Annotated in this window: 20 protein-coding genes; 12 read left to right on the forward strand and 8 right to left on the reverse strand. The window is 55.6% G+C overall.

Annotation, left to right across the window (positions count from 1 at the left end):
* The first annotated feature begins 28 nt into the window (after positions 1-28).
* From SYC_RS11630 to argJ, 4 genes are all read left to right on the forward strand, one after another.
* A complete protein-coding gene (locus SYC_RS11630; RefSeq protein ID WP_011378234.1) occupies positions 29-517 on the forward strand; it encodes a cupin domain-containing protein in 489 nt (162 codons plus the stop codon).
* Positions 518-578: 61 nt separating this feature from the next.
* Entirely contained in the window at positions 579-1,985 is a 1,407-nt protein-coding gene (gene leuC / locus SYC_RS11635) for a 3-isopropylmalate dehydratase large subunit (RefSeq protein ID WP_011244507.1), read from the forward strand.
* Positions 1,986-2,876: a TIGR04168 family protein gene (locus SYC_RS11640; RefSeq protein ID WP_011244508.1), complete on the forward strand. Its 891-nt coding sequence runs from the start codon at positions 1,986-1,988 to the stop codon at positions 2,874-2,876.
* Between the two features lie 32 nt (positions 2,877-2,908).
* The gene (argJ, locus tag SYC_RS11645; protein ID WP_011378233.1) at positions 2,909-4,153 is read left to right on the forward strand and encodes a bifunctional ornithine acetyltransferase/N-acetylglutamate synthase; all 1,245 of its coding nucleotides are present in this window, start codon (positions 2,909-2,911) and stop codon (positions 4,151-4,153) included.
* Between the two features lie 71 nt (positions 4,154-4,224).
* Here argJ and SYC_RS11650 read toward each other — a convergent pair whose 3' ends face one another.
* Positions 4,225-5,037, reverse strand: a complete 813-nt coding sequence (locus SYC_RS11650) for a 2OG-Fe(II) oxygenase (RefSeq protein WP_011244510.1) — start codon at positions 5,035-5,037, stop codon at positions 4,225-4,227.
* 170 nt (positions 5,038-5,207) lie between these two features.
* On the opposite strand from SYC_RS11650, the gene SYC_RS11655 reads away from it, so the two are divergent.
* Together SYC_RS11655 and SYC_RS11660 are read left to right on the forward strand one after the other, a co-directional pair.
* Complete coding sequence (locus tag SYC_RS11655) at positions 5,208-6,287, forward strand: branched-chain amino acid ABC transporter permease (RefSeq protein WP_011244511.1); 1,080 nt, start codon at positions 5,208-5,210, stop codon at positions 6,285-6,287.
* Positions 6,277-7,053 carry an ABC transporter ATP-binding protein gene (locus tag SYC_RS11660; RefSeq protein ID WP_011378231.1) on the forward strand — a complete coding sequence of 259 codons (777 nt, stop codon included), beginning with the start codon at positions 6,277-6,279 and terminating at the stop codon, positions 7,051-7,053. Before SYC_RS11655 ends, SYC_RS11660 begins: the two co-directional genes overlap by 11 nt.
* Here SYC_RS11660 and SYC_RS11665 read toward each other — a convergent pair.
* From SYC_RS11665 to SYC_RS11675, 3 genes are all read right to left on the reverse strand, one after another.
* On the reverse strand, positions 7,029-7,838 hold the full coding sequence (locus SYC_RS11665) for a rhodanese-related sulfurtransferase (RefSeq protein ID WP_011244513.1): 810 nt from the start codon (positions 7,836-7,838) through the stop codon (positions 7,029-7,031). The two genes, SYC_RS11660 and SYC_RS11665, sit on opposite strands and share 25 nt — an antisense overlap.
* Positions 7,835-8,395: an NYN domain-containing protein gene (locus SYC_RS11670; RefSeq protein ID WP_011244514.1), complete on the reverse strand. Its 561-nt coding sequence runs from the start codon at positions 8,393-8,395 to the stop codon at positions 7,835-7,837. Before SYC_RS11670 ends, SYC_RS11665 begins: the two co-directional genes overlap by 4 nt.
* A 157-nt stretch (positions 8,396-8,552) precedes the next feature.
* On the reverse strand, positions 8,553-9,053 hold the full coding sequence (locus SYC_RS11675; protein WP_234701774.1) for a hypothetical protein: 501 nt from the start codon (positions 9,051-9,053) through the stop codon (positions 8,553-8,555).
* A 171-nt stretch (positions 9,054-9,224) separates the two neighbouring features.
* Between SYC_RS11675 and SYC_RS11680 the strand changes: the two genes are divergently transcribed.
* Positions 9,225-10,820, forward strand: coding sequence for a glycoside hydrolase family 57 protein (locus SYC_RS11680; RefSeq protein WP_011244516.1), 1,596 nt, complete (start codon positions 9,225-9,227; stop codon positions 10,818-10,820).
* Positions 10,821-10,915: 95 nt separating this feature from the next.
* On the opposite strand, the gene SYC_RS11685 is transcribed toward SYC_RS11680, so the two are convergent.
* From SYC_RS11685 to recJ, 3 genes are all read right to left on the reverse strand, one after another.
* Positions 10,916-11,956, reverse strand: coding sequence for a class I SAM-dependent methyltransferase (locus SYC_RS11685; RefSeq protein WP_011244517.1), 1,041 nt, complete (start codon positions 11,954-11,956; stop codon positions 10,916-10,918).
* 34 nt (positions 11,957-11,990) lie between these two features.
* Complete coding sequence (locus SYC_RS11690) at positions 11,991-13,196, reverse strand: glycosyltransferase family 4 protein (protein ID WP_234701775.1); 1,206 nt, start codon at positions 13,194-13,196, stop codon at positions 11,991-11,993.
* 139 nt (positions 13,197-13,335) lie between these two features.
* Entirely contained in the window at positions 13,336-15,390 is a 2,055-nt protein-coding gene (recJ, locus tag SYC_RS11695) for a single-stranded-DNA-specific exonuclease RecJ (protein ID WP_011378230.1), read from the reverse strand.
* A gap of 5 nt (positions 15,391-15,395) precedes the next feature.
* Between recJ and SYC_RS11700 the strand changes: the two genes are divergently transcribed.
* The 5 genes from SYC_RS11700 (at position 15,396) to nadB (ending at position 19,733) form a co-directional block, all read left to right on the forward strand.
* On the forward strand, positions 15,396-16,163 hold the full coding sequence (locus SYC_RS11700; RefSeq protein WP_011244520.1) for an HAD-IA family hydrolase: 768 nt from the start codon (positions 15,396-15,398) through the stop codon (positions 16,161-16,163).
* Positions 16,160-16,681 carry an adenylyltransferase/cytidyltransferase family protein gene (locus SYC_RS11705; protein ID WP_011244521.1) on the forward strand — a complete coding sequence of 174 codons (522 nt, stop codon included), beginning with the start codon at positions 16,160-16,162 and terminating at the stop codon, positions 16,679-16,681. The genes SYC_RS11700 and SYC_RS11705 overlap by 4 nt, the downstream gene beginning before the upstream one ends.
* The gene (locus SYC_RS11710; RefSeq protein ID WP_011244522.1) at positions 16,681-17,400 is read left to right on the forward strand and encodes a GUN4 domain-containing protein; all 720 of its coding nucleotides are present in this window, start codon (positions 16,681-16,683) and stop codon (positions 17,398-17,400) included. The genes SYC_RS11705 and SYC_RS11710 overlap by 1 nt, the downstream gene beginning before the upstream one ends.
* A 182-nt stretch (positions 17,401-17,582) precedes the next feature.
* Positions 17,583-17,993, forward strand: coding sequence for a photosystem II complex extrinsic protein PsbU (gene psbU, locus SYC_RS11715; RefSeq protein ID WP_011244523.1), 411 nt, complete (start codon positions 17,583-17,585; stop codon positions 17,991-17,993).
* Between the two features lie 87 nt (positions 17,994-18,080).
* Entirely contained in the window at positions 18,081-19,733 is a 1,653-nt protein-coding gene (gene nadB, locus SYC_RS11720; protein WP_050738293.1) for an L-aspartate oxidase, read from the forward strand.
* Positions 19,734-19,781: 48 nt separating this feature from the next.
* Here nadB and SYC_RS11725 read toward each other — a convergent pair whose 3' ends face one another.
* The gene (locus SYC_RS11725; protein WP_011378228.1) at positions 19,782-19,988 is read right to left on the reverse strand and encodes a DUF896 domain-containing protein; all 207 of its coding nucleotides are present in this window, start codon (positions 19,986-19,988) and stop codon (positions 19,782-19,784) included.
* Between the last annotated feature and the right edge of the window lie 44 nt (positions 19,989-20,032).

Here is a 20,032-nt window from a genome sequence, read left to right on the forward strand (position 1 = left end):
CATAAGTTGCGATCGCAGAGGTTCTTCGATGGGTCAGCCACAAACTGCTGAGGGTTGGATTTCGGCGCTGGACTTGCAACCGCATCCAGAAGGCGGGTTCTACCGCGAGATCTATCGTGCTGACGGGATGGTTACTGCAGGCGATCGCCAGCGATCAGCGAGTACAGCTATCTATTATCTGCTGCGGGCCGGGGAGCGATCGCGATTACATCGCCTGAAATCCGATGAACTTTGGCATTTCTACGCAGGTCAGCCTCTGACTGTCCACCAGCTCATTCCTGAGCAGGGCTACCAGACGCTGACGATCGGGGCTGATCTCAGCCAAGGTCAGCAACTCTGTGGTGCAGTGCCGGCGGGTGTTTGGTTTGGGGCAACTGTTGCAGCCGAAACTGGATTCTCTTTAGTGGGCTGTACCGTCGCGCCGGGCTTCAGCTTCGAGGATTTTGAAATGGCGGAAGCAGAGGTCTTACTGCAGTTGTTCCCTAGGTCGCGATCGCTGATTGAACAATTAACTTGAAGCAAGCGGCGGAGCTCGAATGAGATAATGGAGACTCGCCATTTTCGTCATAGCAACGCCAATGAGCCGCGGTACCCTGTTCGACAAAGTTTGGGACTTGCACACGGTTGCCACCTTGCCCTCGGGCCAGACGCAGCTGTTCATTGGCCTGCACCTGATCCACGAAGTCACCAGCCCGCAAGCCTTTTCGATGCTGCGCGATCGCGGCTTGACCGTGAAATTTCCGGGACGAACGGTCGCAACGGTTGACCATATTGTGCCGACGGAAAATCAGGCGCGTCCTTTTGCAGACAGCTTGGCCGAGGAGATGATTGTCACCTTGGAGCGCAACTGCCGCGAGAATGGCATCCGCTTCTACAACATCGGTTCGGGCAGTCAGGGCATCGTCCATGTGATTGCGCCAGAGCAAGGCTTGACTCAGCCCGGCATGACGATCGCTTGCGGTGATAGCCATACCAGTACTCACGGGGCGTTTGGTGCCATCGCTTTTGGGATTGGCACCAGCCAAGTTCGCGATGTCTTGGCCTCACAAACGCTGGCGCTGAGTAAGCTGAAAGTTCGCAAGATCGAAGTCAACGGCGAGCTGCAGCCCGGCGTCTACGCCAAGGACGTGATTCTGCACATCATCCGTAAGCTCGGTGTCAAAGGTGGCGTCGGCTACGCCTACGAGTTCGCGGGTAGCACTTTCGCGGCGATGTCGATGGAAGAACGGATGACCGTCTGCAACATGGCGATCGAGGGCGGGGCGCGTTGCGGCTACGTCAATCCAGATCAGATCACCTATGACTATCTGCAAGGTCGTGAGTTTGCGCCCCAAGGCGAAGCCTGGGATCGGGCGATCGCTTGGTGGGAGAGCCTGCGCAGCGAAGCCGATGCGGAATATGACGATGTTGTTGTCTTTGATGCGGCGGAGATTGCACCGACCGTGACTTGGGGGATTACCCCCGGCCAAGGCATCGGGATCACGGAGACCATCCCGACGCCCGATAGTTTGCTCGATGAAGATCGGGCGGTAGCGGCGGAAGCCTACAGCTACATGGATTTGGAGCCTGGTGCACCGCTGCAAGGTACGAAAGTTGATGTCTGTTTCATCGGTAGTTGCACTAATGGCCGGTTGAGCGACTTGCGCGAAGCTGCCAAGGTTGCCCAAGGTCGCAAGGTCGCGGCGGGGATTAAAGCCTTCGTGGTGCCCGGTTCCGAGCGCGTCAAACAGCAAGCCGAAGCCGAAGGCCTCGACCAAATCTTTACGGCGGCAGGCTTTGAGTGGCGGCAGGCCGGCTGCTCGATGTGTCTGGCGATGAACCCGGACAAACTGGAAGGCCGCCAAATCAGTGCTTCTTCATCCAACCGCAACTTCAAGGGGCGCCAAGGCTCAGCTTCGGGTCGGACGCTTTTGATGAGTCCGGCGATGGTGGCGGCAGCAGCGATCGCGGGCGAAGTGACGGACGTTCGTAACTGGCTGAACTAGGTGCCGCCTCTGCGTCTGGCGATCGTTGGCGATATCCACGATCAGTGGACGCTGGCGGATCAACAACTGCTGCTGCAACTTCAGCCGGATCTGACGCTGTTTGTCGGTGACTTTGGCAATGAGTCGCTGGCCCTAGTTCAAGCGATCGCGGCGATCCCTTTGCGGAAGGCGGTGATTCTCGGTAACCACGATGCTTGGTACACGGCGACCCGCTGGCGGCGATCGCAATGTCCCTACGACTGGATGCGCGAAAATCGCTTTGAGCAGCAGCTAGAGGCGCTGGGGGGGCTTCATATCGGCTATGGTCGCCTCGATTTTCCTGAGTGGAATTTGAGCGTGGTCGGGGGGCGACCCTGTAGTGCAGGCGGCAGCCAGTGGCAGCATCGCCGCTTTTATCGCCACTACTACCAAGTTGGCAGCTTCCCTGAATCGGCGCAACGGATTGCCGATTGTGCGATCGCCTCACCCTGTGATCGTGTCCTCTTCCTCGCTCACTGCGGCCCCAGTGGTTTGGGCGATCAACCGGAAGATCCCTGTGGCAAGGATTGGTCGCGTCCCGGTGGAGATTTCGGCGATCCGGATCTGGCCATGGCGATCGCTCAAGTTCAGGCCCAGAAAGTAGTGCCCCTCGTCTGTTTTGGGCACATGCACCACCGCCTGCGGCATCGTCGCGATCGCCCGCGACGCAGTTGGCATCGGGATACTGCTGGCACGGTCTACCTCAATGCAGCTGCGAGTCCGCGCATCTTGAAAGCGCAGCAAACAACGCTGCACCACTTGCTCTGGGTTGAACTCAGCGACAGTCTGGTCACCGCTCAGCAGACTTGGTGGACGCCTGCGGGAGTCTTAGTTCAATCCGAAGAACTGCCGTTGGTGCCCCAGCCAGCTTGATAAAATCACCTGCGGACTGGGCGGAGAAAATGATGCAAGCAGCATGGCAGGAAATCTCGGGTGGTTTGACCGCACCGCGTGGCTTTCAGGCTGCAGGAATTACGGCGGGCCTCAAAGCGTCGGGGCAGCCGGATTTGGCGCTGATTGTCTCCGAGAGTGATGCGATCGCGGCCGCCGTCTTTACGACTTCGCAAGTGCGAGCTGCCTGTGTGGACTTCAGCCGTCAGCAGCTAGATGGCAACAGCATCGCCCGGGCAATTCTCTGCAACTCGGGGCAAGCCAATGCTGCTACCGGTGATCAAGGCTGGTCTGATGCCGTCGAGTCGGCGGAACAACTGGCGCAAGCCCTGCAGATTCCTAGTCATCAAGTGTTGGTGGCCTCCACGGGGGTGATTGGCCAGCGAATCAAGATGGAGGCTCTGCGTACCGGTATTCCTCAGGCGATTGCAGCGCTGTCTCCTGAAGGCGGACCTGCTGCTGCCCAAGCAATCCTGACCACGGATCTGGTCGCCAAACAGATTGCCCTGGAGCTGCCGCTGGGCGATCGCACCGTGCGGATTGGAGGCATCGCCAAAGGCTCCGGCATGATCCATCCCAACATGGCGACGATGCTGTCGTTCATCACCTGTGATGCGGCGGTTTCCCCTCAGCTCTGGCAGGAAATGCTGAGCCGAGCGGTCGATCGCAGTTTCAACCAGATCACCGTCGATGGCGACACCAGCACGAATGACTGTGTGTTTGCCCTCGCTAACGGCCAGTCGCGCACACCGGCGATTACCGAACGCGGCCCGATCGCAGATCAACTGGAAGCGATGTTGACTGCTGTTTGTCAGCACTTGGCGAAAGCGATCGCTCGTGACGGAGAAGGGGCTACCTGCCTGATTGAAGTGCAGGTCAAAGGTACGGCAGATGATGCAGCGGCTCGGGCGATCGCCCGCACGATCGCGGGTTCTTCATTGGTGAAATCGGCAATTTTTGGTCGTGACCCCAACTGGGGTCGGATTGCGGCTGCTGCGGGTCGAGCTGGCGTCCAGTTCAACTCGGAAAATCTGGGGGTTCGGCTGGGTGAGTTTGAACTACTCCGCAATGGCCAGCCGCTGCCCTTCGATCGCAATGCTGCCAGTCAATACCTCCGCGATCGCGCTGCAGGCGCTTACCTGCAAGACGATACGGTACTAATCCAAGTAGACGTGGGTGCTGGTACTGGGCAAGGGGTTGCTTGGGGCTGCGACCTCAGCTATGACTATGTCCGCATCAATGCTGAATACACCACCTAAAGGGCTCGATGCTCCCAGTGATCGTCAAAACAAAGAAGGCCTTCAGGTGTCTTGAAGACCTTTTGAGTAAATTAGGGCAGGAGTCGCTTGATCAGCTGCTTGAGGCGTTGCCGTTTTGATCCGAGGTCCGCTGTCGTCACAGCGGGGCGACTTTCGGGCAGCTCAAACACCACGTTAAACAGTCGTCGCTGCTGTCCTGCGGGGCAGGTGAGTGCCTCAACGCCATGCCACGCTTCAGGGGTATTGCGGAATAGGAAGCAGCGGTTGTTGAGAAACTGTGTGGGGATGATGGTGCCAAATTGGTTGAAGTCGGGATTCATCACCTTGGTTTTACGATCGCCTAGAACCAGCGTTGCCCCACCCCAAGCTGGATCCCAATTGGCATCGGTATTGAAGTAGAAAATCAGGGTGCCAATCTTCAGCTCGGAATCAAGGTGCGGCGACACTTCTGAACCACCCGTTCCCACATGCCAGGCAAAACGCATCAGGTAGCGATCGCTACCCAAGGCCTGACGAATGAATCGATGGAAAGACTCTGAAGTCTGAAGCTCAGTCAAGAATTGCTGCCACGGTAAGGGCAGATCTGTGAGTCGAGCGACGCCAGGAGCTGAGGCGCCAGCACTTGGCCCGTGGTAAATCGATGTCTCGTAGGCCAGGTAGTAGCGATCGTGAGGGCGCTGGCCATAGTGCCGACTGCGGCTTTCATGGCGTTCAAATAGACTGAGCGGAGGGAACTGCGCACACAATTGCTCAAATGCAGGAGCCGCAAGCAGCCCTACTGGGTTGAGCCACGGAAAAGGCGATCGCTGCAAGAAAGCATCCACGTCTAGGCCAGCGAGCACCTGCGGGTCTAGGAACGTTGTGGGAGCGAGCGTAGTGCCCATCTTTGATTTTTAGAAACCAAGCCAGTTCTTAGTCTAGGGTTCGAAACCAGAAATGAGACTGCCGCCTAGACCAGAATACCGGTGGTCACAGGTTGGTCTTTCTCGACAAGGATGGCAGGATACTGCCAAGCCCTCTGCTCCACTCTCTTTCTTCGGCCAAGGTTGACGCAATGATTGGCTACATCATCCTGCTGGTCTGCACGATCGCGTTGTTTGCCCTGTTCTATGTGGGGCTGAATTTGCACTGGGGCTATACGGGGTTGCTCAACTTTGGCCATGTGGCTTTTCTGCTGATTGGGGCCTACAGTGTTTCCCTGCTGGCGCAGCAGGGCTGGCCGCTCTGGCTCGCCGCGATCGCAGGAGTGACTCTAGCGGCTCTCTTGGGCTTGGTGATGGGAGTGGCGAGCTTGCGACTGAGTCAGGATTACCTCGGCATCGTCACGGTTGGACTAGCGGAAGTACTGCGCATTTTTGTCCAAAACGAAACGGGCTTGACTCAAGGCAGCTTTGGCGTTCAGGCTTATCCGATCATTCTGCAGGGCTGGGAACCGCCAATCTGGCAAACTCATTTACTGGTTGTGGGGCTGCTGGCGATCGCTGCTTGGGGCTATTGGCAACTGTGGCAGTGGTGGCGCAGTAGCGCGAGTCGGGGGAAACATTGGCTGGCGATCGTCGCCCTAGGGAGCAGTCTGATCGTTCTGCCGCCTGCGGCCTTGGGACTAGCGGACTATGAACGCTATCCGCGCTCGGGGCAAATGCTGCTGTTGCTGGGGGCGCTCTGGCTGACAGTCGCAGCGGTTGACCGCTTGGTGCGATCGCCCTGGGGGCGGGTGCTCAAGGCGATTCGCGAAGATGAAACGGTGGCGATCGCCCTCGGGAAGAATGTCCTGTCCTACAAGCTGCAATCCTTGGCACTGGGCGGGGCGATCGCGGGGCTAGCTGGAGTGTTCTATGCTTGGCAACTCACCGCCATCTACCCCGATAATTTCCGGCCTCAGCTGACCTTTGACGTCTGGACGATGCTGGTACTGGGTGGGACTGCCCACCGGTTTGGACCTGTCCTAGGCGCAGCGGTGTTTTGGCTCTACGACAGTCTGACGCGATTTCTCCTCCCGGCGATCCTACCTTTGGATGGATCGCAGATTGGTGCCTTGCGAATTGCCTTGGTGGGACTGTTGTTAATGGCCTTGATGATTTGGCGCCCCCAAGGCATCTTGGGACGACGGGAGGAACTGAGTCTTGGCCGCTGAGTCTTGGCTATTGGAAGCTGAAGGACTGAGTAAGCGCTTTGGCGGCTTGCAGGCGGTTCAGGATGTGCGGCTGCAGGTGGCTGAGGGGACAATCACCGGTTTGATTGGTCCGAACGGAGCGGGCAAGTCCACCCTATTTGCCCTGCTCTCGAACTTCCTCAAGGCAGATGCCGGAAAGGTGCGGTTTCGGGGCCGTGCGATCGAGAAGCTGCAGCCCTACCAATTGGCGCAGTTAGGTCTGGTGCGGACGTTTCAGGTGGCGCGATCGCTCTCCCGCCTGACGGTGCTAGAGAACATGTTGCTGGGCGGGCAACAACAGCGCGGGGAAAAGTTTTGGCAGGTTTGGCTCCACCCCCAAGCGATTCGTCGTCAAGAGCAAGAGCTGCGCGATCGCGCGTTCTCCCTCCTCAGTGATGTGGGGTTGGCTGCTAAAGCGCAGGACTACGCCGGCAGTCTTTCGGGTGGGCAACGCAAACTACTAGAAATGGCGCGAGCGCTAATGGCGCAGCCGCAGCTCGTGCTGTTGGATGAACCGGCCGCCGGGGTCAACCCAGCACTGATCGAAAAAATCTGTGATCACATCCAAACCTGGAATCAGCAGGGTATTAGTTTCTTGATCATCGAACACAATATGGACGTGATCATGTCGCTCTGCGATCGCGTTTGGGTGTTGGCCGAGGGCAAAAACCTTGTGGATGGTCCGCCTGCCCAGATTCAACAGGATGAACAGGTTTTGGCAGCCTATTTGGGACTGGAACTTGCCTGAACGGAGTCTTGGCAGTGGGAACAGGTTGTTGCGACCACAGGCTGACCACAGGCTGGGCAGAGTTGATGCTGGGGTGTTTGGAGCTGGCGATCGACGGCAATTCGCTCATCAAAAACGAAGCAGTCCCCTTGCCAGTGATTCTCTTCTGGCGCGATCGCTTCCAGATAGTTAAGAATTCCGCCTTCTAGCTGATAAACCGTTTCGATACCCTGTTCTAGGAGATAGGCAGAGGCCTTCTCACAACGGATACCGCCAGTGCAAAACATGGCAACCTTCGCTGGCGGCTGCGGTAAGAGTTGCTCTTGCACAAAGCGTGGAAAGTCACGGAAGCGATCGGTCTGAGGATCGATTGCCCGAGGGAAACTACCGAGAGCAATCTCAAAGCGGTTGCGCACATCAATCAGCACAACCTCAGGGTCTTGTAGCAATTGGTTCCAGTCCTGGGGGGCGACGAGGGTGCCTGTCCGTTCTGCTGGGTTCAATTCGGGACAACCCAAACTGACAATCTCAGGTTTCACCTTCACCTTGAGTCGGGCAAAAGGCCAATCGGTGACCGTGGCAGATTTGAAGCTGAGGTTGGCGAAGGGAGGATGCTGCTGGAGTTCCGACAGGAATTGAGCGATCGCTTCAGTGTTGCCCGCTAAGCCGGCGTTAATGCCTTCAGGGGCCAGCAAAATCGTGCCTCGTAAGCCCAGCGCCGTGCAGAGATCCTGCAGCCACTGTCGCCAGCGATCGCAGTCTCCAAGCGCAACGAAACGATAGAAGTTGATGAGAACGAGGCTCATGCCGGAGCAATGACGGGAGCACTGACAAACGGTTCAGGGCGCTCAGTCTTTTCGATAAAACTGCGAATATCGTTCAGATCGATGTAGCGATCAGTGGCATTCCGTAACTCACGCGCGATCATGCCATCGGTCGATACGACAGTGATGTGAGTCTGCTTGGCGCGCAGCAGTTCAATGGCACGCTCGAAATCACCATCGCCACTGAAGAGCACAATTTCATCATATTGCTCAACCGTATTGAACATATCAATAACGATTTCAATATCTAAGTTAGCTCTCTGAAAATAACGATTGCCGTTGGACTCATCATGAAACTCCTTCAGCATTTTCGTCCGCACGGTATAGCCTAAGCTAACTAGTGCGTCCCGAAACCCCCGTTGATCTTGGGGATCTTTGAGACCGGTATACCAATAAGCGTTAACCAGCTCAATTTCTGGTCGATTCGCAAAATAGTTCAGCACTCGACGAGGATCAAAGAACCAACCGTTCTTTTGCTGTGCATAGAACATATTATTACCATCAATGAAGATGGCCAAGCGACTAGGGCGAAATGCCATAAAGTCTTGCCTTTAACAATCAGCGAAAGGTTACTAGCCTTACAACCATCCTATAAATTTGCTGACCACGCAATTACCAACTGGGTTGTCAGGTCTTGGTGAGTCGAGGGCTGAGGGGCTGTCAGGATGGTAACAGGAATCGTCTTTTGGGTAGAGCCTAGTTGCTGGGACTGAGGGTTGGAAGGGGGGTGGTCTCAGTCAAGCCTGGCGTTGGTGACTGACGACTGGTGTACCAAAAACCGACGATAACTCCCGCGATCGCGGCGAGAACTATCATCCCGATGAGGCGGTGGCGGTAAGGCTGCGGGACGGTCTTGATTGGTCGCTGTTCAGCTCTGACTGAGGCGGTTGGTGGTTGGTAGCCTGCGGTGAGGGTCTCTGCGAGCCGTAGGTTAGTTTGCCAGACTAGCTTGCCCTGGGCGGTACAACCCTGGATTTGCACCATCGATACAGGAATCTGCAGTTGGTGCAGGACCTCTGTCAGATACGGGCGCAGGAGGATCTGCTGCTCGGCCGTGACTCCCTTCAGCCTAAGCTGTAGTCCCGTCGAGGTTTTCTGCCCGCTGACGGTCACGCCTTGGGGCCGCAACTGGGTATCGAGGAGTGCGGCAATGCTGTTAGCGTCCCCTTGCTGGGCTCTTTCGAGCGACTCCGTCATCCGCATCTGATCACCCTCAGTAAAAGCACTTGGCAGTAACGTACACAGATCGCTGAGCAGTATTGCAAGGCAATAGGCGATCAGGAACTTTATCGATAGAATCTGGGGCAAAGCGGTGATCCCCGTTGATCCCCAGCGAGCGATCGCCAGTCGCTAAGGAATGATTTCCCTATGAGCCTTGGATATCTTGCCCTAGTTCTGCACGCCCACCTACCCTTTGTGCGGCATCCCGAAAGTGACTATGTCTTAGAAGAAGAATGGCTCTATGAGGCCATCACTGAAACCTATGTGCCGCTGCTCTTGATGTTTGAGGGGCTGCAGCGGGATGGGGTGGATTTCAAGCTGACGATGAGTATGACGCCGCCCCTGGTGTCGATGCTTCGCGATCCCCTGCTGCAAGAGCGCTACAGCAAGCACCTCGATCAATTGATCGAGCTGGCAGAAAAAGAGGTTGACCACCATAGCCAGAATGGCCACCTGCGTTATTTGGCGGAGTACTACGTCGAAGAGTTCACACGGGTTCGTGAGACCTGGGAACGCTGCGATCGCGACCTCGTGTTGGCTTTAAAGCCCTTCCTGGAAAGCAACAACCTCGAAATCATTACCTGCGGAGCGACCCACGGCTATCTGCCGCTGATGCAGATGTATCCGCAGGCGGTCTGGGCTCAAATTCAGGTCGCCTGCCAGCACTACGAAGAAAACTTTGGGCGACCGGCGAAAGGGATCTGGCTGCCAGAGTGCGCTTACTACGAAGGAGTAGAGCGGATGCTAGCGGATGCTGGTCTCCGCTATTTCATCATGGATGGCCATGGCTTGCTCTATGCCCGCCCACGGCCACGGTTTGGCACCTATGCCCCGATTTTCACTGAGACTGGCGTGGCGGCCTTTGGACGCGACCATGAGTCTTCCCAGCAAGTTTGGTCCTCGGAAGTGGGCTATCCGGGCGCAGCTGAATATCGCGAGTTTTATAAAGACTTAGGTTGGGAAGCCGAGTACGAATACATTAAGCCCTACATCATGCCGAATGGGCAGCGTAAAAATACCGGCATTAAATATCACAAAATCACAGGTCGTGGCCTCAGCTTGCATGAGAAAGCACTCTACGATCCCTATTGGGCACGAGAGAAAGCCGCTGAACATGCTGCCAACTTTATGTTTAATCGGCAACGGCAAATCTCTCACCTGAGCAGCATGATGGGCCGTCCGCCGATTGTGCTCTCGCCCTACGACGCTGAACTCTATGGCCACTGGTGGTACGAAGGCCCTTGGTTCTTAGATTACCTATTCCGCAAGACTTGGTTTGACCAAAACCAGTTCTCAATGACCCATTTGGCCGACTATTTACGACAGCATCCTCAACAACAAGTTGCTCGCCCGAGTCAATCGAGCTGGGGCTTTAAGGGTTTCCATGAGTATTGGCTCAACGATACGAATGCTTGGATCTATCCCTATTTGCATAAGGCGGCAGAGCGGATGATTGAGCTAAGCCGTCGCGAGCCTGTTGATGAGTTGGAATGGCGAGCTTTAAATCAGGCAGCACGGGAATTGCTGTTAGCACAATCCTCGGACTGGGCGTTCATCATGCGAACAGGAACAATGGTGCCCTATGCTGTGCGACGCACTCGAGTTCATCTGCAGCGATTCACTAAGCTCTACGATGATATTCTGGCTGGAAAAATTGACTCAGGCTGGCTTGAAAAGGTAGCAGCGATCGATAATATCTTCCCATCCATAAACTACCGAGTATATCGGCCTCTCGATGGCTAAGTAATGCTGGATTCGCTGGGCTGACTAGGTAAGAATAAGTCAGCTCAGTGAGCCGACAGGCAATACAATAACGCTTGCTTAAGCAAGCGTTATATTCAGGTTCTTGGAGAAATGCCAACTACTAGATTGCCGCGTAACGATCGCGATCGCTGATGGTCATGGTCCCAGCAGCTGGAATAGTAGCCCCAGTTGAGGGTGCCCCCTGCCGCCAGAATCAGCTGATCAAGCTCATAGGCGCTGTATTCACGATAGTGATAATGACCGTCCCAGTTCCCCGCAAAGCCTGGATGGTAAGGCTGGGGGTTTCTCCCTTGAGTGATCGGTAGAAGATTTTCAGACCGGAAATAGTTGGGAGTGCTGAGAATCAGTTGCCCCGATGGCTTTAAACGGGTTAATAAAAACTGTAGGACGACTTGGGGATCAGCACAAAGATGCTCGAGGACTTCTGTAAAAATGATGCAGTCATAAAGACCTTGTTCTGGTAATTTATCGGCTTGATCAATGTGCTCTAGATCGATCGCAAAATACTGATCAATTTGAAATTTCTGGCGACATTTAGCCTCAGTAAAGCCAATATAGTCATCTGCGACAGGGCGATCGCTCAAGTCAAGAGTTAACTTTTCAAATAAGCGGGGATAAAGTGCAGAAGCTTCTGAGTTGCCGAATTCTAGAAGCCTAGCAGGGCGATCGCCAATCACAAATTCAACCGCATTGAAGAGTTCCCAAAAGCGACCTTGATGAACTTTGAGATAGTCCTCTTGGCCGATAATCAACTCGCCCTTCAATAGTGATTGCCAGAATTGTTGGAAGTGAGTCAAATCTAATCGAGGGTCTTGCACAAATGGTGGCTCAGGCCACGCAGTATAGGCACGATCGGCAAGGATTCGCCAAATCTCTTGATCATCAATGATTGTGGAAGGAGGCTCTGGTTTAAAGGGCTGAAGGACTTGAGAAACAGTTGCTCCCTGGGTAAATGCCCTTTGAAAGCTTGCTAGCAGCTGGGCACTAGGGCTTTGGTCTGTGATGATTTGATAAGCAGCGATCGCAATCTGCAAAGAGTTAGCTCTGCGATCAGGAGTTCGGAATAAGCGATCGCGAATTTTCTTGATCTTTTTCTTGAGTCGGCTCAGGGGCATTTGTCGATTCAATCTCGTTAGCTGCCGAACAGCTTCAGGATATCAGTGACTGTAGAACCTGCTGGATCTGTTGCTGAACTTGTCCATCAGCAAAAGCCTGGATTTGCTGTGTGGCTCGCGAGCGTAACTCTGACAGCTGAGCAGGATAGCAACCCAATTGAATTAGTTGATCAGCAACTTCGAGGGGATGCTGAGGATTCGCATAGGTGGCCGCAGCCCCCATCACTTCACGCAAAACGGGAATATTGGCTAAGAGGCTTGAGCGTCCACAGAGGGCAGCTTCAATCATGGGAATTCCGAAGCCTTCCTGCCATGAAAGGAACGTTAAGGCACGACAATGGCGCAACAGACAAATTTTCTCTGCTTCAGTGAGATAGCCAGTCCAAAGAATCTGATCAGTCGAACGAGATCGTTGCTGCAACTGCTGGGCATAGTCTTGCGTATGAACATCTGCTGTCCCGCCAATCACCAGAGGTAACTGAGTTCTAAGGACAGCTACCTGTTGAGCAGCGATCAGCGTTTCTAAGTTTTTGCGAGGTTCGATCGCTCCAACAAAGAAAAAATAGCGATCGCGTTCTAATCCATAGCGTCGGAGAACTGCGGCTGCGAAGTCAGGGCGATCGGTAAGGGCGAGGGCTTCTGCTGAAAAACTGACAGGCTGATAAAGGGTTAGTGTTCGGGATTCCGCCTGTGGGAACAACTCGAGGAATTGCTGGCGAGTCGTTTCAGACAGACAAATGATGCGATCGCTATAATCTGCGGTTGCTTGTAATCGTCTGAGAAAGGTCACTGCTTCATCGGGATGTCGTAAATAGTTTAAGGGAATTAAATCGTGAATGACTTGAATCAGTCGGCTACTTGAGGACACTCTAAGATTTAACGGTGAGCTGGTTAGGACGACAGGATAGTTCTTAGTCTTAAGAAAGAAAGGGCGATCGCTGATTTTTGCCTGTAGTCGTAACTTGCGATAGAAAAATGGATGATTGATGAGTTGATCAATCTGCTGAAGATATTGGATGCGATCGCCAATGATTAAGTTTGAATCTACTTTGATTGGTGTTTGCCGCGATCGCCCTAGTCGCTCAGCAAAGTAAGACTGCGCGAGCTGAATCCGTGACCAGTTAGACGGTTGATCAAGATGGCGATGGAGACTTAGGCTAGCCAAACGGCCCTGCGCTAAACCTCCTGCACCTGTCAATAGATGGAGGGGGTAACCACTCTGGTGCAGTAGGCGAATCATCGCCTTCGCATAGGTTGCAATCCCTCGATGGATTGGCCCCTCTAGATCGAGTCCATAGGCTAGAAGTAGAGGAGGGAAATTAGTCATCAAAATACTTGTGCTTGGTACTAAAATTGGTTGCTAGACTATCACTAAATATTCAAAAAAGATTCGCTTGAACTTGCGTTCTTCCTTGAATTGAGTTCAGGATCTGCTTAGCTTGTGCCATTAAGCCTTGTAGATAGGGATGGTCTAAGTCAATCGCTTGCCAATCTTGCCCAGACTTCTGAATCTTTGCTTGCTGGCGATTGCAATCAATTCTGAGAATCGATCCTTCTGCGTTTGTTAATCGCCAAATTGTTGAGTTGGCAATAGTTTCAGTGGTGAGTTGATAGGTGCGATCGCCATATAAAAAAGTGATCGAATCTAACTCTTGGCTCAAACGAATGCCAGCAATTTCCAGTTGGAGTTCGCGACGATCGTTCCAGATGTTTTCGCGCAGGTAATAGGCGACATCCACTCGATCCTCGGGAACGGGGCGATCGCCCCACCGCCAGTAGACAGCTGTCACCTTGGACTGTCCGTCGCTCAACGTCAGCTTGAGATGCTCTTGACCGTTGCCCATCCGGCGCTGATCGAGAATGGCCAAATTTTTGGCCCAGTAGAGCGGCTCATCATTGGCAATGCCAAAAGGCTGGAGCTGCTGTTGCTGCTCAAACAAGTTCAGGCTTGCCAGAGCGATCGGCAATTCTGCATCAATCTGGATGGCTGGACGCCGACAGTCCACCGGTAAACAGTCAGCTGCAAAGGCTTCCAGGCGCGATCGCCAAGCTGAGAGATTCTCAGCCGACAACGAAAAGCCACCAGCAGCTCGATGCCCGCCAAAGCGACCGAGTACATCGCGGCAATGTTCCAGCGCAGCAAAGACGTCAAATTCAGGGGTGCCTCGGGCGGACCCCCGCAGATGCCCGTCCTCTTCGTAGCTAGAAATGAACACGGGTACCCCGTAACGCTCCACCAAGCGGGAGGCCACAATGCCAATCACGCCATGATGCCAATTGGGCTGTGCCAAGACCAGTACCGCAGTCTGGCGATTATCAAAGCCCTCTGCCTCAACGATTGCGATCGCTTCCTCTGTAATCCGATCGCAGAGCCCGCGCCGCTCTTGGTTGGTCACCTCGCAAATCCCAGCCAATTCTTGGGCGCGATCGCGGTCTTCGGTGGTCAGCAGCTCAATCACCACCTGCGGATCGCCAATTCGACCGATCGCATTGATCCGAGGGCCGAGCTTAAAGCCAATATCCTCAGGTTTAAGGCTGCGATCGCTGGTCTTGACGCCTGCCGCCTCCATGAGGGCTTGCACACCCACCAGTTGGGACTGAGGCAAGAGCCGGAGTCCACGCTGGAGCCAGCGGCGATTCACCCCCGTGAGCGGAGCGAGATCGGCGATCGTGCCGAGGGTATAGAGCTCTAGTAGCGGGCGAATCAGTTCTGCTTGGCGATTGAACTGCTCCGCCACACAGAGTGCTAACACGTAAGCAACACCGACACCCGCTAGTCCGTGATAAGGCGACTCTTCCGGGAGAAGTTTGGGATTAAGAATGGCGTTAGCAGGCGGCAATTCTGGTGGGAGATCGTGGTGATCGGTAACAATCACCGTCAGCCCCAACTCGCGGGCTCGAGCGATCGGTTGATAGGCGGCAATGCCGTTATCGACGGTCAGCACCACTCGGACGCCAGAAGCCGCAAACTCTTCGACAATCCGCTCGTTAATGCCGTAGCCTTCCTGCATCCGGCTAGGAATGGCGTACTCTGCCTTGGCTCCCAACTGGCGAAAGGTGCGCAGTAGTAAGGCAGTACTGGTCATACCATCGGCATCGTAGTCGCCGCAGATGGCAATGCGATCGCCGCTGCGAATCGCTTTCTCAAGCAGCAGCACGCTCTCGACGAGGTCTTCAAATTCCTCGCGAGGATCCGGTAATTCTTGCTGCTCTGGCTTCAGGTAATCCCTTGCGTCAGCGATCGCACCGAGCCCTCGGTTGATCAGCACTTGCGCCAATACGGGCGGCAGATTGAGCGCAGTTGCCAGCACCGTTGCTTGAGAACTGCTAGGTGCAAGGATCCAACGCTGCTCGGGCAAAGGGGTCGCCGCTTGGGCCGGTAGACTGATCAAGACCTCGGTTCCAATTCGCTTCTCAATTGTAGGGAGACTCAATTTCCATGCCTGCCTTGCAAGCTCTGATCTTTGATGTCGATGGCACCCTAGCCGAAACAGAACGAGATGGACACCGCATTGCCTTCAATCAAGCCTTCGCCGAAGCGGGTCTGGACTGGGATTGGACGCCGGAACTCTACGGCGAACTGCTGAAAATTACTGGCGGTAAAGAGCGAATTCGTCACTACCTCGATCGCTGGCAACCGGAAGCGCCGGAGGTTGAGGATCAAAAAGCCTGGATTGCTTCGCTGCACGCCGCCAAAAATGCTCGCTACCACGAACTTCTGCACGGTGGCCACATTGGTTTGCGGCCGGGTGTCGAACGCTTGCTGCTGGAAGCACGGGAGGCTGGTCTGACCCTTGCGATCGCCACCACCACCACACCAGAGAATGTTCTCACCCTGCTGCGCTGCACCCTGGGCGAGGAGAGCATCGGCTGGTTTGCTGCGATCGGGGCCGGCGATGTGGTGCCTGCTAAAAAACCAGCACCAGATATCTACACCCACGTGCTCAAGGAACTGCAACTGGAGCCAGAGGTTTGTCTCGCCTTTGAAGATACCGCTGCTGGTCTAAAGTCCGCTTCTGGTGCTGACCTAGCAACCTTTATCACCCAGGGTTACTACAGCCGCGACCATGACTTTACCGGCGCGATCGCGGTGCTGGATGGCCTTGGCCATGAAGAAGAACCCTGTCAGGTGATCAGCGGGCCGGACTACCTTGCCCCAGCGGTTCGCCTAGAAGCCCTAGTGGAACTCCACGCCAGCCAAGCATGAGCGCCGTTTACACTCTCGCGGAACTGCAAGCAGCGATCGCGGCGGAGCCCGATCGCTGGCGACCGCTGGTGCTGACCAACGGCTGCTTCGATCTGCTCCATGCCGGCCATGTGCGCTATCTGCAGGCAGCCCGGAACTTGGGGCGATCCTTGGTAATCGGCCTCAACAGTGATGCTTCGGTACGGGGCATCAAACCCCAACCCGAGGGGCAACCGCCCCGCCCGATCGTGCCGGAACAGGAGCGGGCCGAAGTCCTAGCCGCCTTGGGTGCCGTCGATGCCGTTGTCCTATTCAATGAGCCGACTGCGACGGAATTGATTCAGGCCTTGCAGCCCGAAATCTACGCCAAAGGGGGAGACTATAGAATTGAGTCGCTACCCGAAGCGCCTGCAGTCCAGAGCTATGGCGGTGCCATTCAACTGATTGCTGTTGAAGTCCCCAGCTCCACGTCTGCCTTGATTGCGCGAATTCGGGGCGAGTCGGCTGATTCGCTGATCAAATCCAGTACCTCGCGCTGATGACTTCGTCTTTGTCTTCCCCCGGGCTCGATCTTGAACAGTTGCGTCAGCGACTCCGCAGTAAAAGCGATCGCCCGCGACGGCAAGCCATCACCCAGTTATTGAGCTTGGGTGAGCCCGGCATCGAAGTTCTCAAAGACTATCTGCAAGATTGCCGCGATCGCGGCTTTGATTGGGTCGCGGGCACGATTTTTCGGGAGCTACTGGCCCTGCAGGATGAAGCGATCGCGCTTTACCTCGCGGAAGCTTTTCCCTTTGGGTTGCTCTACCTGCCCTCGGAAAAAGGCATCGACTACCAGCCAATTCAAGACGCGCTGATCGAAGGGGACTGGCAGGAGGCCGATCGCCTGACCACGGTCAAACTCTGTGAACTAGCGGGAACGGCTGCCAAAACCCGTAAATGGCTCTACTACACGGAAGTTCTGAATTTTCCGCGACTGGATCTGGAGACGATCGACAAACTCTGGCGGGTCTACTCCGAGGATAAATTTGGCTTCTCAGTCCAGCGCGAACTCTGGCTGAGCGTCGATCGCGTCTGGGAGCAACTCTGGCCTCGCATCGGCTGGAAGCAAGGCAACATCTGGACGCGCTATCCCGGCGCCTTTACTTGGAGTGTGGAAGCACCCCGTGGGCATTTGCCGCTGACCAACCAATTACGTGGGGCGCGGGTGATGGCAGCGCTGCTAGAGCATCCGGCCTTTTCCGAGCCGCAACCCTAGCCGTTCTGGCAGTGGATTGTGCCAAGTTGCAATCGCTCTGTTAACGAACTGCCGAGCTTGTACCCCTCTGGGGTAGGCTATCTCTTAGCTCGTGCGCAACCGAGCCATCGGGATGCCTGAGGCAAGCTGCGGCGGCGTTCTGAACCATTGCTCTCAATCTCGTCCAGGAGGTCTACAAGGGAATGAAACAACTTGCACAGCGACTGTTCTCCTTGGCGCTTGTGCTGGCGCTTGTGCTGGGTATTTCCGTGCAGTCTGCACAAGCACTGTCTCTTCAATCGCCCCTGCTAGCGGTCGCCGAAGCAGAGATTCGTAACGAAGCTGATGCTCAGCGGATCGAAGCTGGCGGCAAACTCGACCTCAACAACATTGGGGTTCGGGCATTCCAACAGTTTCCGGGAATGTACCCCTACCTCGCCAGCAAAATTGTTCTGGGTGGCCCTTACGACTCCGTGGATGATGTGCTGAAGCTCGATCTCAGCGATCGCCAACGGGAAGTCTTCGAGCAGTACAAAGAGAACTTCACCGTTACTCCTCCCCGCGACGCCCTCAACGAAGGGGATGACCGGATCAACAACGGCATCTATCGCTAAGGCCTCGTCCCTGGGTTTGTAAGCTCGCAGCGGTCGAAGTCGCTGCGGGCTTTTCTGTAGCTTGATCCCTTTGCCAACGCCCTGCCTTTGTCTGACTCTGCTGCGCCTGCTGCCGGTTCCACCGCCTACGACGTGATCATCGTCGGTGCCGGTGCGGCTGGCCTCTACACCGGTCTCTGCCTGCCGTCCCATTATCGGGTGGCAATTCTCAGTAAGGATCTGCCGCAGCGATCGGCCAGTGACTGGGCGCAGGGGGGCTTGGCGGCAGTGACAGCTCCAGATGATTCAGCCGATTTGCACTACGCTGACACCCTTAAAGCGGGTGCAGACCTCTGTGAACCGGCAGCGGTCCGCTTGCTGGTTGAGTCGGCTCCACGTTGTGTGGCTTCGCTGCTTGAACTGGGGGTTGCCTTCGATCGCACGAACGATCATCTGGCCTTGACCCTGGAGGCCGCTCATTCCCGCCATCGGGTGTTGCACGCGGCTGACACCACGGGGCGGGCGATCGTGACGACGCTGCTTGAGCAAGTTCTGCAGCGCCCCAATCTTGAAATTTTGGCTCAGAGCCTGGCAGTTGACCTTTGGCGCGATCGCGAGGGTCACTGCTGTGGTCTCTTGCTCCTGCAAGGTCAGCAGCTACGCTGGCTAGCTGCCCGCGCCGTCATTCTGGCTTGTGGCGGTGGGGGGCAAGTCTTCTCGCAGACGACCAATCCAGCTTTGAGCACCGGCGATGGCGTGGCTTTGGCAGGCCGAGCAGGAGCGAAGCTGCGAGATCTCGAGTTTTTCCAATTCCATCCGACTGCACTGGTTTGGCCGGGTGCACCGCGCTTTTTGATCAGTGAAGCAGTCCGGGGCGAAGGGGCTCATGTGGTGGATGCCCAGGGCGATCGCTTCCTGTTTCGCTACGACGATCGCGGCGAACTGGCACCCCGCGAAATTGTCAGCCGTGCTATCTACCGGCATTTACTAGAGACGGGTACGGAGCAGGTCTGGCTAGATTTGCGACCGATTCCGGCAGCGACCGTCGAGCATCGCTTCCCCAATATCTTGCAGAAGTGTCGCCGCTGGGGTTTGGATCCCCTCCAGCAACCGCTACCGATTGCGCCTGCTGCGCACTACTGGATGGGTGGCGTCTACACCAATCTCAACGGCGCAACCACTTGTCCTGGCCTCTACGCCGTTGGCGAAACAGCTTGTACGGGCGTGCATGGAGCCAACCGCCTTGCCAGTAATTCCCTGCTGGAATGTTTGGTGTTTGGTCGTCAGTTTCAAAACCTGCAACTTCCTGCTGCGATCGCCGCTTCTAGTCGCCTCGATTCAGTCCACCCATTAAGCGTGATGGGCGATCGCGATCGCTGGAAAAAGCAACGACAAGCGCTGCAGGATTTGGTCTGGAAAGCTGCAGGCATCTGTCGCGATGCCGATCGCTTGCAGGCGGCGTTAGCCCAGGTCGAAGTCTGGCAAGCCGACTTGGACGCTGAGCCCCTCAGTCAAGCAATCGCGGCGATTCCCCTGGGACAGACCCAGCAGCTAGACGGTCTAGACGCTGAAGCGCTGAGGGATTGGGGCGAACTGCGCAACCTCTTAGCGATCGCCCAGTTGATCCTCAAAAGCGCTGATTTCCGCACAGAAAGCCGGGGTGGTCACTACCGGAGCGACTACCCCAAATCCAATCCAGGTTGGCGAGTCCATACGGATGTTCAATCAGGCCGATGGGGCACGACCGCGATCGGGCCATGAGCAATCAGCCAGTCTTTCAGAATATTGGGCCCGTAGGCCACGCGATCGCTAGAGCCAAACGGCTAAACCCAAAACACTGATAAAGACGCCCAGCGTGATTAAGCCAATGATCGTCATCTTGCGTTCATGGCCATCGATTTCATGCTCGAGGGTCTTTTCCATGCCCTCACGGAAGCTGTCAAAGTATTGCTGCCGCAGCGCTTCCTGTTCTTCGGGGGTCTTTCCTTCGAGGTCTCGATAATGTTTTTGGGGCACAGGACATTCCTCAGTTGCAACCGAACGCGAGTAAACCGCTTAAA

The sequence above is a fragment of the Synechococcus elongatus PCC 6301 genome (assembly GCF_000010065.1).
GTDB classification, from domain to species: domain Bacteria; phylum Cyanobacteriota; class Cyanobacteriia; order Synechococcales; family Synechococcaceae; genus Synechococcus; species Synechococcus elongatus.

Excerpts from the sequence above, each read along its gene's own strand:
- SYC_RS11630 (WP_011378234.1), top strand. The coding sequence starts at position 29 with ATGGGTCAGCCACAAACTGCTGAGGGTTGGATTTCGGCGCTGGACTTG.
- leuC (WP_011244507.1), top strand. The coding sequence starts at position 579 with ATGAGCCGCGGTACCCTGTTCGACAAAGTTTGGGACTTGCACACGGTT.
- argJ (WP_011378233.1), top strand. The coding sequence starts at position 2,909 with ATGCAAGCAGCATGGCAGGAAATCTCGGGTGGTTTGACCGCACCGCGT.
- SYC_RS11650 (WP_011244510.1), bottom strand. The coding sequence starts at position 5,037 with ATGGGCACTACGCTCGCTCCCACAACGTTCCTAGACCCGCAGGTGCTC.
- SYC_RS11655 (WP_011244511.1), top strand. The coding sequence starts at position 5,208 with ATGATTGGCTACATCATCCTGCTGGTCTGCACGATCGCGTTGTTTGCC.
- SYC_RS11665 (WP_011244513.1), bottom strand. The coding sequence starts at position 7,838 with ATGAGCCTCGTTCTCATCAACTTCTATCGTTTCGTTGCGCTTGGAGAC.
- SYC_RS11670 (WP_011244514.1), bottom strand. The coding sequence starts at position 8,395 with ATGGCATTTCGCCCTAGTCGCTTGGCCATCTTCATTGATGGTAATAAT.
- SYC_RS11675 (WP_234701774.1), bottom strand. The coding sequence starts at position 9,053 with ATGACGGAGTCGCTCGAAAGAGCCCAGCAAGGGGACGCTAACAGCATT.
- SYC_RS11680 (WP_011244516.1), top strand. The coding sequence starts at position 9,225 with ATGAGCCTTGGATATCTTGCCCTAGTTCTGCACGCCCACCTACCCTTT.
- SYC_RS11685 (WP_011244517.1), bottom strand. The coding sequence starts at position 11,956 with ATGCCCCTGAGCCGACTCAAGAAAAAGATCAAGAAAATTCGCGATCGC.
- SYC_RS11690 (WP_234701775.1), bottom strand. The coding sequence starts at position 13,196 with ATGATTCGCCTACTGCACCAGAGTGGTTACCCCCTCCATCTATTGACA.
- SYC_RS11700 (WP_011244520.1), top strand. The coding sequence starts at position 15,396 with ATGCCTGCCTTGCAAGCTCTGATCTTTGATGTCGATGGCACCCTAGCC.
- SYC_RS11705 (WP_011244521.1), top strand. The coding sequence starts at position 16,160 with ATGAGCGCCGTTTACACTCTCGCGGAACTGCAAGCAGCGATCGCGGCG.
- SYC_RS11710 (WP_011244522.1), top strand. The coding sequence starts at position 16,681 with ATGACTTCGTCTTTGTCTTCCCCCGGGCTCGATCTTGAACAGTTGCGT.
- psbU (WP_011244523.1), top strand. The coding sequence starts at position 17,583 with ATGAAACAACTTGCACAGCGACTGTTCTCCTTGGCGCTTGTGCTGGCG.